The organism is Novosphingobium sp. fls2-241-R2A-195, from assembly GCF_030209485.1.
Taxonomy (GTDB): Bacteria; Pseudomonadota; Alphaproteobacteria; order Sphingomonadales; family Sphingomonadaceae; genus Novosphingobium; species Novosphingobium resinovorum.
Window position 1 is genome coordinate 35,634 of the sequence record NZ_JARVRY010000030.1, and the last position, 13,844, is coordinate 49,477.

10 protein-coding genes are annotated in these 13,844 nt (G+C 65.1%); 1 reads left to right on the forward strand and 9 read right to left on the reverse strand.

Features of this window, described 5'->3' with window-relative positions:
* Nucleotides 1-46 precede the first annotated feature (46 nt).
* Nucleotides 47-799 (reverse strand): SDR family NAD(P)-dependent oxidoreductase, encoded by a 753-nt coding sequence (locus tag QRN25_RS22115; protein ID WP_285021403.1) that lies wholly within the window; start codon nt 797-799, stop codon nt 47-49.
* Between the two features lie 114 nt (nt 800-913).
* Here QRN25_RS22115 and QRN25_RS22120 point away from each other — a divergent pair, with 114 nt between their 5' ends.
* On the forward strand, nt 914-1,816 hold the full coding sequence (locus QRN25_RS22120) for a LysR substrate-binding domain-containing protein (protein WP_285021405.1): 903 nt from the start codon (nt 914-916) through the stop codon (nt 1,814-1,816).
* A 6-nt stretch (nt 1,817-1,822) separates the two neighbouring features.
* Here the strand turns inward: QRN25_RS22120 and QRN25_RS22125 are convergent, their stop codons facing one another.
* From QRN25_RS22125 to QRN25_RS22160, 8 genes are all read right to left on the reverse strand, one after another.
* Entirely contained in the window at nt 1,823-4,150 is a 2,328-nt protein-coding gene (locus QRN25_RS22125) for a TonB-dependent receptor plug domain-containing protein (protein ID WP_285021407.1), read from the reverse strand.
* A gap of 126 nt (nt 4,151-4,276) precedes the next feature.
* Nucleotides 4,277-5,608: a dicarboxylate/amino acid:cation symporter gene (locus QRN25_RS22130; RefSeq protein ID WP_285021409.1), complete on the reverse strand. Its 1,332-nt coding sequence runs from the start codon at nt 5,606-5,608 to the stop codon at nt 4,277-4,279.
* 403 nt (nt 5,609-6,011) lie between these two features.
* Nucleotides 6,012-7,373 (reverse strand): NtaA/DmoA family FMN-dependent monooxygenase, encoded by a 1,362-nt coding sequence (locus tag QRN25_RS22135; protein ID WP_285021410.1) that lies wholly within the window; start codon nt 7,371-7,373, stop codon nt 6,012-6,014.
* A gap of 11 nt (nt 7,374-7,384) precedes the next feature.
* On the reverse strand, nt 7,385-9,076 hold the full coding sequence (locus QRN25_RS22140) for an ATP-binding cassette domain-containing protein (RefSeq protein WP_285021412.1): 1,692 nt from the start codon (nt 9,074-9,076) through the stop codon (nt 7,385-7,387).
* Nucleotides 9,073-9,894 (reverse strand): ABC transporter permease, encoded by an 822-nt coding sequence (locus QRN25_RS22145; RefSeq protein ID WP_285021414.1) that lies wholly within the window; start codon nt 9,892-9,894, stop codon nt 9,073-9,075. The genes QRN25_RS22140 and QRN25_RS22145 overlap by 4 nt, the downstream gene beginning before the upstream one ends.
* A gap of 4 nt (nt 9,895-9,898) precedes the next feature.
* Nucleotides 9,899-10,930 carry an ABC transporter permease gene (locus QRN25_RS22150; RefSeq protein WP_285021415.1) on the reverse strand — a complete coding sequence of 344 codons (1,032 nt, stop codon included), beginning with the start codon at nt 10,928-10,930 and terminating at the stop codon, nt 9,899-9,901.
* Nucleotides 10,927-12,453, reverse strand: a complete 1,527-nt coding sequence (locus QRN25_RS22155; RefSeq protein ID WP_285021416.1) for an ABC transporter substrate-binding protein — start codon at nt 12,451-12,453, stop codon at nt 10,927-10,929. Before QRN25_RS22155 ends, QRN25_RS22150 begins: the two co-directional genes overlap by 4 nt.
* A complete protein-coding gene (locus QRN25_RS22160; RefSeq protein WP_285021417.1) occupies nt 12,450-13,826 on the reverse strand; it encodes an LLM class flavin-dependent oxidoreductase in 1,377 nt (458 codons plus the stop codon). The genes QRN25_RS22155 and QRN25_RS22160 overlap by 4 nt, the downstream gene beginning before the upstream one ends.
* Between the last annotated feature and the right edge of the window lie 18 nt (nt 13,827-13,844).

Sequence of the window (13,844 nt, forward strand, 5' to 3'; positions counted from 1 at the left end):
CCGCCGAAATGGTGCAAGGCTCATGGTGGGAGGCCCGACGCCCCGGTCAGATCTGGGCCAGCCCGCCATCGACGAAGAGTTCGACACCGTTGATATAGGATGCATCGTCTGAAGCGAGGAACATCACGGCCTTGGCGATCTCTTCCGGCTGGCCGATGCGCCCGGCAGGAATCTGGCCGATCATGAAGTCCTTAACGCCCTGGGCTTGTTCGCCACCGCCGAACAGCTCGTTCAGGCCGGCGGTCTCGGTCAGGCCGGGGCTGACGGCATTGACGCGGATGCGGCGGTCCTTGAGGTCGAGGATCCAGCTGCGCGCGAAATTGCGCACGGCCGCCTTGGTCGCCGAATAGACGCTGAACGCCCCGGTGCCCTTGATGCTGGTGGTGGACGAAGTGAGGATCACCGAACCGCCATCGCGCAGCAGCGGCAGCGCCTTCTGCACCGTGAACAGGACGCCCTTCACGTTGCTGTCGAAGGTCTGGGCGTAGTGTTCCTCGGTGATCGCGCCGAGCGGTGCGAGTTCGCCGCCACCGGCATTGGCGAAGACCACGTCGATCTGCGGGTGGCTCTGCTGGACCGCATCATAGAGACGGTCGATGTCGGCAAGGTTGGCCATGTCGCCGCGCACGCCGGTGATGTGGCCGCCGATCTGCTTCACCGCCGCATCCAGCGCATCCTGCCGCCGCCCGGTGATGAACACCGCCGCGCCTGCGGCCGCGAATGCCTTCGCCGTCGCCAAGCCGATGCCGCTGGTGCCGCCGGTAATTACCACTACCTTGTTCTCGAATGGGCTCGTCATTGTCTGTCTCCTTGGATTGCCGACCGATCGCCGGCGCCCCGCACAAATGAAACAAGAACGATGGTGCCTGTAGTCGGCAAATGTGGCACTCAGCGTTCCACGTAAGGAACGATGATGCGAATAGACCTGAACGACTATGCCTATTTCGCCGAAGTGGTGGCGCATGGCGGGTTCGCCCCGGCGGGCCGCGCGCTGCGTGAGCCCAAGTCGAAACTGAGCCGCCGCATCGCCGGACTGGAGGCGCGGCTCGGGCTGCGCCTGATCGAGCGATCCAGCCGCCGCTTCCGTGTCACCGATACCGGACAGGCCTTTTACGAACGCTGCCGGGCGATCCTGGCGGAAGCCGAGCAGGCCGAGGCACTGGTGCTGCAGGCGCAGGCCGAGCCGCATGGCCGGGTGCGTTTCAGTTGCCCGACCGGGATGGTGGCGCCGATCGGCGGGCTGATCGCCTCGTTCCTCGCGCGCTATCCCAAGGTGCGGCTGCAACTGGTCGCGACCGATCGGGCGGTCGATCTGATCGAAGAGCGGATCGATCTGGCCTTGCGCGTGCGAGCCAGCCTGACCAGCGACGCCGCGCTGACGATGCGCTCGCTCGGCACCTCGACGCGCATTCTCGTCGCCGCGCCGCAACTCGCGAGCCGCATCGGCACCATCGCGCAGCTTGCCGAGGTTCCGGCGCTTTCCACCGACGATGCCGCTGACGATCTGGAGTGGAATCTGGAGATGGTGGACGGGACCCGCCACATGCTCCGCGTGGTCCCCAGGCTGGGGTGCGAGGACATGGCGGCGGTGCGCGACGCCGCCGTTGCCGGACTGGGCGTGGCGATCCTGCCCGATCATGTCTGCCGCGATGCCCTGCGCACGGGAACGCTCGTGCGCGTGCTGCCCGAATGGCGCGGGCTGCAGGGCATCGTGCACCTCGTCTTCACGACCCGGCGCGGGCTGCCGCCGGCAGTCCGCGCCCTGATCGACCATCTGGCCGCCGGCTTCCCGCGCGACGGCCTCAACTCCGATTGAGGTCGATTACCAACTCAGTCCCGCACGGACATAGAGGTAGCGGCCGTTGAAACCGAACGGCGAGTAGTAGGGAAACGCGGTCACGCCGGTGGTGTTGAGCGTGGCGGGCACTTTTTTGGGATAGACATCGAGCAGGTTGCTTGCTCCCAGCGCCAGATTGAACGGCGCATCCTTGGGCTGGTAGCGTAGTTCGAGGTCGGTGATCGCGTGCTTGCCGGTGTGCAGGTCGCTGGTGGCGACGGTGCCGGGCTGTAGAACGTCCCCATAATAGGTGACACGCGCGGTCGCGCCCAGCGTATCGCCGGTCCAGACCACGGTGCCCGAGACCTTCTCGCCTGGCGTGCCCTCTTCGATCGTCAGGATGCGGCTGCGGGCGAACAGGGCGGTGTTGGCAGGCACCTTCGTCACCTTGATGTCGTTGACGTTGCCCGCGACGGTCAGGTCGAAGGTACCCGCGACTTCGGTGACGATCTTGTAGTTGGCGACCGCGTCGATGCCCTTGGTGGTGGTCGCCAGCCCGTTCAGGAAGAACCGGGCGGCCGAGACGTTCGGGATCGTCGTGACGGCGATGTTTTCGGACAGGCCGATCTGGTTGCGCACGTGGATGCGATAGCCGTCCACCGTCAGCGAGAAGCCGCCGGTGCGCAGCACGAAACCGGCCGAGAGGTTGGTGGACTTTTCAGCCTCCAGCGCCTTGCCGCCCAGCGAGGTCGCTTCCGCCGAGGTTGAGGGATAGGTACCCGTGACGATCTGGTTGCCGTTCTGGATGACCGAGGTGATCGAGGTGTAATACTGCTGGATCAGGCTGGGTGCGCGAAAGCCCGTCGAGGCGGTGCTGCGGATCGCGAAGGCGGGGCTGAAATCATAGCGCAGCGATAGCTTGCCGGTGGCGGTGCTGCCGAAGTCCGAATACTTCTCGCCGCGTCCAGCCACGGCGACCAGCAGCTTGTCGGTGACCTGTGCTTCGAGGTCGAGGTAGATCGAGCCGTTCTGGCGGTGCTCGTTCACTTCGTTGAGTGTCGAGAAGCCCGGGAAGCCCTGCGCGCCCGGCGTCGCGCCGGGATAGGCGGTACCATACCCATAGGATGCAGGTTCGCCCGCCTTGATCTCGTAGCTTTCGCGGCGGCCTTCGACGCCCCATGCCACGTTCAGCGATTGGAACACGTCGAACTGCTTCGAGAAATCGATTCCGGCCACCCACTGGTCGTAGATCGAGGCGCCGTCGTAAAAGTCCGTCTGGCTGTCCGCGCCATACGTGTAGTTGGCGGAATCGCGGGTCCAGTAATCGATCCGGTTGCGGCCATAGCTGACGTTGAGGTCGGTCTTCCATCCCGCGATCTCGCCGCGCAGGCCTCCGGTTACGGTCAGATCCTTGGAGTGGGTGTTGATCTTGGGCAGGAAGCCATCGAGGTCGTAGACCGCTGCCGCCGTATCCAGCCGTGGGAATGCGGCGGAGCTGGAATCGCGGTACTGGTAGCCGCCGAAGGCATAGACTTCCCAGGTGTCGTTCAGCGGCTTGGCCGAGTTGACGTAGACCGAGTAGCTTTCGACTTCCGGATCGCCGAAGCGATTGTCGACGACGGGCGTGGTCAGGCGCGGGTCCACGTCGCCACGGCTGGTGGGGTTGCGCTTGGTGTACTCGCCCGAAACCGTCAGGAAGCCGTCCTGTCCCAGCTTTATGCCCTGCCACCCGGCGGCGGTGACGGTGCTCTCCCCGGTGACGTGGCGGCTGTCGCGCGCGGTGTCGATCTGGGTGTCGTAGATGCCGTAAGTGACGGTGGCGCCGCCGCCGTGATCGGCTTCGCGCAGGCGCAGGTTGACGACACCGGCGATAGCGTCCGAACCGTATTGCGCCGAGGCGCCGTCACGCAGCACTTCGATCGACTGGAGCGCAGTGGACGGGATCGTGTTGAGGTCAACCGCTGCCGAGCCGCGGCCCACCACGCCGTTGACGTTGAGTGAGGCCGAAGTGTGCGCGCGCACGCCGTTGATGAGCACCAGCGTCTGGTCCGGGCTCATGCCGCGCAAGGTGGCGGGACGGATCGCGTCGGTGCCGTCGGTGGCAGAGGGACGCGGGAAGCTGATCGAGGGGACCGAGTTGGCGAGCGCGGTGCCAAGCTCGGTCGTGCCCTGCTGCTTCAGGTCCTGGATCGTCACGACGTCCACCGGAGATGCGGTGTCGAGCTTCGAGCGCCCTTGGGCGCGGCTGCCGATGACGACGATCTCGCTGTCGGCGCCTGTAGCTGCAGCCGTTTCTTGTGCGGCGGCCACCTGAGCCTGAGCGATGGCGACGGTCGATACGGCGGCGAGCGCCAGGACATTCGTGAACTTCATGACTTTCTCCTCATGCCGCGAACCGGTTGCGGTCGGATGCGACGGGACCTGAACACATTTAATTCTTTTGGGGCGCCTGGTGAGACATTGCCGCATCGCATGCCGGTACGAATCTGTCTCATAAATTTATCCAATATGTTCCGATATTTGCTTATCTGGAGAGGCGATGGTGTCAGTCTCCGGCAACCCCAGGCGTTTTGCGACGATCACCGGGACGACCACCTGTCCTGCAACGTTCACCGCAGTACGACCCATGTCGAGTATCGGATCAATCGCGAGCAGCAATCCGGCGCCTTCCAGCGGAAGGCCGAGTGTCGAGAGTGTAAGGGTCAGCATCACGACAGCGCCGGTAAGGCCGGCGGTTGCTGCCGATCCGATGACGCTGACGAAGGCGATCAGCACGTAGTCGGAAGGCTGCAGCGCGATTCCGTAAAATTGCGCCACGAATATGGCTGAGATCGCAGGATAGATTGCGGCACAGCCATCCATCTTCGTAGTCGATCCGAGCGGCACGGCGAAGGCGGCGTAAGCGCGGGGTACTCCCAGTCGCTCGGCAACTTGCTCGGTGACCGGCATCGTGCCGATGGAAGAGCGCGACAGGAAACCGAGCTGGATGGCGGGCCAGGCCACTGCGAAGAACTTGCGCGGATCGATCCGATGTAGTGCAAGCAGGCCCGGGTAAACGGCCAGCAACACAATAGCCAGCCCGGCGTAAACCGCAGTTGCAAAACTGCCCAGAGCCGCCATTGCATCCCATCCATAACGTACGACAGCGTTGGCCAGCAGCGCAGCGGAGCCAATGGGGGTCAAGGCAATGATCCAGCGCAGTACTTGGCGCAGCACTTGGTTGGCAGAGGTCATGAAACTCAGGAACGGCCTCGCCTGTTCGCGGACCCGCACGGCGGCCGCGCCGACTGCAGCAGCTGCTATGATGATCTGCAGGACATTGAACGTGACCGACGTGCTCGCCTTGCCATTCTCGACGTTCGTGGAAGCCGAAATTCCCAGATAGTTGGATGGTACGAGCCCGGTCAGGAAGTCCAGCCAGCTGCCGGCCGAAGCGGGCGTTTGAGCGGCGGTCCGGCTGATGCCGGCGTGCAGTCCGGGTTGGATCGACAAGCCCAGTACCATGCCGATCATCACTGCGATGAGCGCGGTGATCGCGAACCATACAAGTGTATGCACGACCAGTCGCGCTGCATTGTCCAAACCGCGCAGCGCTGCCACCGACGCAACGATGGCAGTGAAGATGAGCGGGGGAACGAGTGTCCGCAGCAGTTGGACAAATATTTGAGCTACAGTTTGAAAGGTGAGCGTGGCACTCATGGCGAAAGCGCTCTGCGGGTCCAATCCGCGTATGATCAACCCGCCCAGTATCCCCACGATCATGCCGAGCAGCACTTGCATCCCAAAACCGGGAAATCGTGGGCGGCGGACAATATCCGAATAAGGGATCATTCGGCTTTGCCTAATCATCATGAGTTGAAGCGCAAACAAGTTTCTCTATCTAAATGATAGAGAAATATCTCGTCGCTTGTACGTCATGCAGGTTTTCCACGCGCTCCCGCGAGCGTCAGTTGGACTTGATCCTGGTCAACCTGTCTTCCCGGGCTTGTCGGATCAGATGATTCCGTTTCCGCGTCTGCATCATCTGACTGAGCTGAGATGTCATGGGTGATCCCGACATTGCCACCGATTTCGGAGCCGACGCCAATGGTCACTCGGTCAAGGATCTTGGTGCGGCATAGCTGACCACGTCGTTCTCGATGATAGGGTGCCGTGGCAGGGGATTGATCAATGCGAGCGGCGGCACTGTTCGTTCATACCGCTCATTCCTTGTGATGGTGGGCCGCCTGCGCTTTCAGGTTTCGATCGGTTCGAAATGCCGGACCGCCCCGTCCGTCCGGCCCGCAGCAGCATGGCGGTTGCCGATAAGCGGCAGACCTAGATGACCGCGCAGGGTCTCGGCTTCGTATTGCCCGCGAAACAGCCCGCGTTCCACCAGGATTGGAACGACCTTGGCGCGGAACCGATCCCAGTCGGCAGGATGTTGGACGAAGAGATTGAACCCGTCGGCGGCGCCGCTTTCGTACCAGTGCTGCACCTGATCTGCGATGGTTTCGGGCGAGCCGACGAGCCGCAGCCAGCCGAGCGCTTGCGCCTCCAGTACACCGCGCAGAGTGACGCCCGCGCGCCGGGCATTATCGATATCATCGTGAAACCGCCTGATCCCGGCGTCTTCGCTGCGGGGAAGCTCGGGAAAAGGCGCGTCGAGATCGTAAGTGCTGAAATCATGCCCGTCGAACTGTCGCGAAAGCGCATCCAGACGGCGGCGTATATCGCCGGCCGTCGTTCTTTGGCGCTCGATCTGCAGCGCTTCCTCGTCGGTATCAGCGACGATGATGCTCAACGCCGGAATGAAGAGCAGTTCGTCCGGATCGCGCCCGACCACTTGTGCGCGGGCGCGAATGTCCTGTGCCAGTTCGATGGCTTCATCGGTGCTGCGCGCGAAGCTGAAGACGATATCGGCGCGTCTCGCGCTGAGGGCGCGGCCCTGATCGGAGGTGCCTGCCTGAACCAGCGGGGGCTGCCCCTGAGGCGAACGCTGGATATTGAGTGGTCCCGCCACCGAAAAGAACTCGCCGCGATGATCGAGCCGATGCTGTCTTGCAGGATCCAGGAATCGCGGCGCAGTCCTGTCGCGGGAGAAGGCACCTTCTTCGTAGGAATGCCATAAGCCCTGTACCGCCTCGACCGCTTCGTCCGCGCGCCGGTATCGCGTGTCGTAATCACCATGGCCGGAGCGACTGAAGTTGCCCGCCGTCCCGGGATCCTGGCTGGTCACGATGTTCCACCCGGCGCGGCCGCCGCTGATGAGGTCGAGCGAAGCCAGTCGCCGGGCAATATCGAAAGGCTCGCTGTACGTCGTGCTGATCGTCGCCACCAGGCCGATGCGGTTGGTGGCATGGGCGACGGCGGAGAGCAGCGTTAGCGGCTCCAGCCGGTTCAGGTGGTGGTTGGGAAAGTCGGGCGTGATGTACTGGCTGTCGACGATGAAGACGAAGTCGAAATGGGCGTCCTCGGCTTCCCTGGCCTGCTTCACATACCAATCGATGTTGACGCTGGCGTCCAGCGGCACTTGCGGATCGCGCCAGAGTTCGGTCCCGGATGCATCGCCCACGCCGATCAGGACGGCTCCCAGCTTCAGTGTATCGCGTGCCATGATCGGACCTTTCAGTGAGCGGTGAATACGGCGGGGGCTTCGCTGCGTTGCGCGGACAAGCGCGGCGCAGCGGCCAGCAAACGACGGGTGTAGGGATGGGACGGGTTGGCAAGCACCAGGTCGGCCGGCCCGGTCTCGACGATGCGGCCGCGATAGAGCACCGCCACCCGGTCCGCGATCCCCGCGACGGAGCCGAGGTCGTGAGAAATGAAGACCTGCGCGATACCCTTTTCTTGCGCCAGACCACGCAGAAGTTTCAGGACATGGAGGCGATTGACCGCATCCAGCGCGCTGACGGGCTCATCGAGCAGCAGCACCCTTGGAGCGAGCGCCAGCGCGCGGGCGATCACCGCCCTTTGCCGCTGCCCACCGGAAAGGTGCCGGGGTAGGCGCGAGGCCAGCGCGGCATCAAGGCCGACGGCCTGCAGGGCTTCGCCGAGTGCCTGCGCGATGGAGGCGCCATCGGTTTCACCGCGCAGATGGAGACCCTCGGTGACAGAGGCCGCGATCGTCAGGTCGGGATCGAGGCTGCGCAGCGGATCCTGGAAAACGTATTGCAACGCGCCGGACCGTCGCAGTTCGCGCAGCGGTCCGGCTTTCAATCCGTCGATCCGCGCGCCATCGAGTTCGATAGTGCCGCTCGCCGTCGGGATCAGGCCCAGGATCGTACGCAGGAGCGTGGTTTTTCCCGAGCCGGTCTCGCCGATCAGGCCGAGAATTTCTCCGGGAGCCAGTTCCAGATCGACGTCCTCGATCACCGTGCGGATTCCGTAGCCCGCATGCAGCCCCTTCACTGCGAGCAGTGGCGTTCGCTTGCCGCTCACCGATGCCGGGCAGGCGCTTTCGATAGTGTGGACCGCGTGGTCTTCGATCAGGCTGCGGGTATAGGCGCTTTGCGGATTGCCGAGTACGCTGCGCGTGGGCCCGGCGTCCACGATCGCGCCGTCGCGCATGACGATGACGTGCTCGCAGATCTGCGACACCACGGCGAGATCGTGCGACACCAGGATCAGGGTCAGGGCCTGTTCCCGGCGCAGCCTGTCAATCAGGTCCAGCACTTCGGCCTGCACCGTCACGTCGAGCGCGGTGGTGGCCTCGTCGGCGATCAGGAGGCGCGGTCCGGCGCAGATCGCAATGGCGATCAGCACGCGCTGGGCCATGCCGCCCGAAAGCTCGAAGGGGTACTGCCGATAGACGGCGCTCGCATCCTCGAAGCCGACCTGGCGGAGCAGTTCCAGCGCGCGGTCGCGGGCGGCAGTGCGGCCGAGCCGCAGCGTCGCCCGGATCGCTTCCACCAGTTGGCGGCCCACCGGGATCGAAGGATTGAGGTAGGAGCCCGGATCCTGGAACACGGCCGAAAGCGCCTTCCCCCGCAAATCCTTCCACGATGCCGCGTCGAGCCGGGAAAGGTCCACGTCCCCGAAGCGTATGGAGCCGGAGGCGATGTTCAGGCCCGGCGGCAGGACATCCAGGATCGCCCGGCAGGTGAGCGACTTGCCGCTGCCGGATTCGCCAACGATGCCCAGCGTCCCTCCTGCTGCCAGTTCGAAGCTCACATCGCGCACGAGTTCTCGCCCCTGCGCCGTCACGACATGGAGATTTCGGACCGAGAGCAAAGGCTCGGCGGGCGGTTCCGGGCGGCGGTGGCGGATGCCGAGAGTAACGACGTTGTCGGCGGGAAGGCCGGAGTGGGCTTGCGTCATGCGGCGGTCTCCTTGCGTCCGGAATCCCTGAGCGCGTCGGCAAGCGCATTGAGCGCCCAGACGGTCGCGACGATCAGCAGGGCAGGGGCGACCGGGCCGAACGGGCGGTCGTAGAGGTTGGCGAGGTCGGTCGCGAGCAGGCCGCCCCAGGTCGGGTCGGGCGGCACGACGCCGATGCCGAGGAACGTCAGCGAGGCGACGATCGAAAGGCACGCGCCGGTCATCGACGCAGCAGCGACCGCCACCGGGGGCAGCACTTTGGCGACGACGTGGCGGCGCAGGATGGCGGAGGTCGAGGCACCCATCAGGCGCGCGGCCTCGATGTATTCGGCATTGGCGATGGACAGGGCCGCCGCGCGGGTCACCCGGAAGAAGGCCGGTGTGATGAGGATGCCCACGGCGAACATCGCCTGGACCAGCCCGTTGCCCAGCATCGCGGTCATGGCGATGGCGAAGACCAGGAACGGCAGCATCATGAGCGCATCGATCACACGCAGGTTGATCCATTCGAACCGGCGTCCGAGAAAGACCGACAGCAGGCCGGGAACGACGCCCAGAACCAACCCGATCGACACCGAGAGCAAGCTGGCAAGGACGGAGACGGTCGATCCGGCCAGCAACCGGCTGAAGACGTCGCGGCCTAGGGCATCGGTGCCCAGCCAGTATCTCGTGCCGGGTGGTTGCAGCAGTGCCGAGCCGTCCTGCGCCAGCGGATCATGCGGTGCGAGGAAAGGCCCGAAGACAGCGAGTATGGCCACGACAGCGAGAATCACGAAAGCGGCGCGGGCGCTGGGATAGCGCAGGAGCTGGCGGATCATGGTTTCAACTCCGTCGCCGCGCGGCTGGCTGGAGGACGCCCAGCAGGACGTTGACGCACAGGTTGCAGGCCAGGATCAGCAGGATCGACACGACGAGCGTGCCCTGTACGACCGGCACGTCGCCGCGCAGGGCGGAGTCGGCGGCGAGCTTGCCCATTCCGGGCATGTTGAAGATCGCCTCGGTCACGACGGCGCCGCCGATCAGCATCGGCACTTTAAGCGCCAGCACCGTCAGCGCCGGGCCTGAGGCGTTGCGCAGGACGTGAACGAACAGGATGCGGCGGCGCGAAAGGCCGCGCACGACCGCGCCGGTCACGTAATTTTCCGAGAGCGCGACAACGAGGCCGGTGCGCAGTTGCCGGGCGAGGTCCGCGACGACATCGACGCTGAGAGCCACGGCCGGGATGCTCACGGCGGCCAGCCAGCCGATCGGATCGTCCGCGAAAGGCACGTAACCCGAAGACGGGAGCCAGCCGAGCCAGAGGCTGAAAATCAGGATCAGCACGAAGGCTACGACGAAAGGCGGCAGGGACGAGACTAGGGCCGCGAACAGCGTGATCGCGCGGTCCAGCCGCCCGCCATGGCGCACGCCCGCCACGAGGCCGAGGCCCAGCCCGAATACCACGCCCACCAGCAGCGCCACGCCCGCGATCGAAAGGCTGATCGGCAGGCGCTGCAGGATCAGTTCGGAAGCCGGTACGCCGTTGAACCAGGAGGTGCCGAGGTCGCCGTGCAGGACGCCGCCTATCCAGTGCAGATACTGGAACACCACCGGCTGATCGAGGCCGAGATCGGCGCGGATGCGCGCGACGGTCTCGGGCGATGCGGCGTCGCCCGCGATCCCCGCTGCCGGGTCCAGCCCGGACACCACGCCCAGCAGGAAGGTGATGAGCGTGGCGATGAAGAAGACCGGCAAGGTGATCCCCAGCGTCCCGCCGACATGGCGCAGCAGCGCCTTGCCGTGACGCAGGCGGATGGCCCGCCCGGTCACGGCAGGCGCTGTCTGCGGCGGTGCTGGTTCGGAAACGCTGCTCATTCGACCGTCACTCCTTCCCAGCGGATCTGCGAGGGCACGATGTTGAGGTGCTTCACCCTCGAACGGGTGGCGACGATGAACGGCGTGCTGAACAGCCAGACGCTGGGCGACTGCTCGGCGCCTAGACGGGTGGCGCGTTGCAGGCGCTCCTTGTACTGAGGCGCGTCGATCGGCGTGGCCCGCACCTCGTCGATGGCCTTGAGGAACGCGGGCGGCGCATAAGGACCGCTGAGGTTCATGATGCCCTGCGGCCCGTAGACCGCCAGAAGGTTCTGGACCGGCGATTCCCGTCCGACCGTGCCGTCAACCGCAGTGGCCGGGCGCTTGGCGATATAGACCTCGCTCTGCCAACTGGACGAACCCGGCGGCACGATGCGCAGGCGCGACTTGATTCCGACGCGCCCCAGTTGGGCCTGCAGCAGTTCCGGCAGACCCTCGTTGATCAGCGGATTGATGACGATCTCGACCGTCAGGGAGCCCGGTGCGTGGCCGGCCTGCGCCAGCAGCGCTTTGGCCCGTGCAGGATCATAGGCCCACTTGTCCCTCGTCTGCGGATCGAAGGCGAAATAGTGCGGCGGGAAAGGCTGGTTGGTGGGCGTGCCGAGACCAGCCGTGAGCGTCTTCACCAGTTCGCCGCGATCAATGGCGTAGCGCACCGCCTCGGCCACGCGCGGGTCGTCGAAGGGCGGCTTGTTGCGGTTTATCATGAGATCGCTGGCATTGAGCGACGGGGCGGTGGTGACCGTCAGCTTGCGCGCACGGGCTTCCTCCACGCGCTTGGGTCCGATCGAGGCCACGTCGATCGCGCCCGAGACGAGCGAGGCGATCGTCGTCGACGGCTCAGACAGCGTGGTCAGTTCCAGACGCTCGACGTGGATGTTCGCAGCGTCCCAGTAATCCGGATTCTTGACGAAATAGGCGTGCGATTCCGGTACGAATTCGACCATCTTGAACGGCCCTGCGCCGATCGGCCACAGCGCCAGCTTCGCCTTGTCCTTCGCTGCGGCGGTGGGGCTGGCGATAGCGCCGACACGGCCCGCCATCACGTAGGGCAGCTGGTAATCGAGCCGCGAAAGGTGAAACACCACGCGCAGCGGCCCGTCGGTATCGAAGCTGGCGATGCTTTCGATCTCGGGGCGCAGGAAGGAATCCTTCTGCGTCTTGCCGCGCTCGAAGAAGGCCTTCACGGCGGCGGCATCGAGCGGGGTGCCGTCAGTGAATTTCAGCTTGTCGCGCAGCTGGAAGGTCAGTGTCCTGCCGTCCGGCGAGTATGTCCAGCTCTGCGCCAGTGCGGGCTGGACGTTGCCATCCTTGTCGAGCCGGGTGAGCGAGGCATAGGCGAGGCTGACCGTGTTGATGTCGGCCCCGGTGCGGCTCGTCACGGGATCCCACGACGTGGGCAGCATGAAGGCCCAGCGGACGCGCGCCTTTTCGGCGGCTTTGTCGCCCGAGCCGCCGCACCCGGCCGTGGCCAGGACGGCGGCCAGGACCACCGCCCAGCCTGCGAGGGAGCGTGCTTTCACGAGACCGCCAGCACCGGCTCTTCGCGCCGGGCAGCCGGAGGCACGGAGGCTTCGGCGCGAATGTTGGCGGGTTTGGGCAGTCCCAGGTTGCCACGCAGCGTGGTGTCCTCGTACTCGCTGCGATAGACGCCGCGCGCCTGCAGGATCGGCACGACTTCGTTCAGGAACCGGTCGAACTGGTCCGGGTGGCCGAGCATCACATTGAGGCCGTCGAGTGCGCCGCCCTCGAACCAGCGGATGATCTCGTTGGCAACGGTTTCGGCACTGCCGACGAACGGGCTTCCGCGCGAGGCGCTGAGAACTTCCACGGTCTGGCGCAGGGTCAGGTCGTCCTTGCGGGCAAGTTCGACGATGCGCTGTGCCTGCGTGAAGAAGCTGCGCCGTGCGTGTTCGAGCGTCTCGGCCGGGAACGGGGCGTCGAGGTCGTACTGGCGGAAATCATGCCATCCGAACGAGCGTCCGAGTTCGCCGAGAGCCTGCTCGAAGCTGTGGTCCGCGCGGCGGGATTCGGTCTCGATGCGGCGGGCGTCCTCGTCCGTGTCGCCCACGTATATGCTGACGCCGGGAAGGATCAGAACGTCATCCGCGCCGCGTCCTGCCGCGACGGCCCGGCGGGTGATGTCCTGCTTGAAAGCGCGGCCATCCTCGATCGAGGCGGAGTGCGTGAAGATGGCATCGGCGGTCTGCGCGCCGAGGTTGCGGCCGTGATCGGAATCGCCGGCCTGGAAGATCACCGGCTGACCCTGCGGCGATCGCTGCAGGTTGAGCGGCCCGGTGACCGAGAAATACCTGCCCTTATGATTCAGCGCATGCAGCTTGGCGGGATCGAGGAACACACCGGTCTCGCGATCACGCGGGAAGGCGTCATCCTCGTACGAGCGCCATAGGCCCTGCACCACGTCGATATATTCGAACGCACGGCCATAGCGGGTTTCATAGTCGTAATGCTCGTCCAGACCGAAATTGCCCGCAGCTCCGGGATCGCCGCTGGTGACGACGTTCCAGCCGGCGCGTCCGCCGCTGATGAGATCGAGCGAAGCGAGGCGGCGAGCGAGGTTGAACGGCGAGTTGAACGAGGTGGTGAGCGTGCCGACAAGGCCGATATGGCTCGTCGCCGTCGCCAGCGCGGAAAGCAGGGTCAGCGGCTCCAGCCGGTTCAGGTAGTGCGGCGGCGAATCCTTGGTGATGTACTGGCTGTCGACGATGAACACGAAGTCGAACTTTGCGGCCTCGGCCTTGCGCACCTGTTCGATGTACCACTGGATGTTGACGCTGGCGTCCGCCGGAATGTCGGGATCGAGCCAGCGGTTGTGCTGGCCGGGACCGCCCGCGCCCATCGTGACGAGGCCGAGCTTCAAGGTTCTTCTGGTCATTGCCGTAACTCCTTTGCC

What these genes read in the sequence shown, in the direction of transcription:
- QRN25_RS22115 (WP_285021403.1), bottom strand. Translation starts at nt 799, where the DNA reads ATGACGAGCCCATTCGAGAACAAGGTAGTGGTAATTACCGGCGGCACC.
- QRN25_RS22120 (WP_285021405.1), top strand. Translation starts at nt 914, where the DNA reads ATGCGAATAGACCTGAACGACTATGCCTATTTCGCCGAAGTGGTGGCG.
- QRN25_RS22125 (WP_285021407.1), bottom strand. Translation starts at nt 4,150, where the DNA reads ATGAAGTTCACGAATGTCCTGGCGCTCGCCGCCGTATCGACCGTCGCC.
- QRN25_RS22130 (WP_285021409.1), bottom strand. Translation starts at nt 5,608, where the DNA reads ATGATCCCTTATTCGGATATTGTCCGCCGCCCACGATTTCCCGGTTTT.
- QRN25_RS22135 (WP_285021410.1), bottom strand. Translation starts at nt 7,373, where the DNA reads ATGGCACGCGATACACTGAAGCTGGGAGCCGTCCTGATCGGCGTGGGC.
- QRN25_RS22140 (WP_285021412.1), bottom strand. Translation starts at nt 9,076, where the DNA reads ATGACGCAAGCCCACTCCGGCCTTCCCGCCGACAACGTCGTTACTCTC.
- QRN25_RS22145 (WP_285021414.1), bottom strand. Translation starts at nt 9,894, where the DNA reads ATGATCCGCCAGCTCCTGCGCTATCCCAGCGCCCGCGCCGCTTTCGTG.
- QRN25_RS22150 (WP_285021415.1), bottom strand. Translation starts at nt 10,930, where the DNA reads ATGAGCAGCGTTTCCGAACCAGCACCGCCGCAGACAGCGCCTGCCGTG.
- QRN25_RS22160 (WP_285021417.1), bottom strand. Translation starts at nt 13,826, where the DNA reads ATGACCAGAAGAACCTTGAAGCTCGGCCTCGTCACGATGGGCGCGGGC.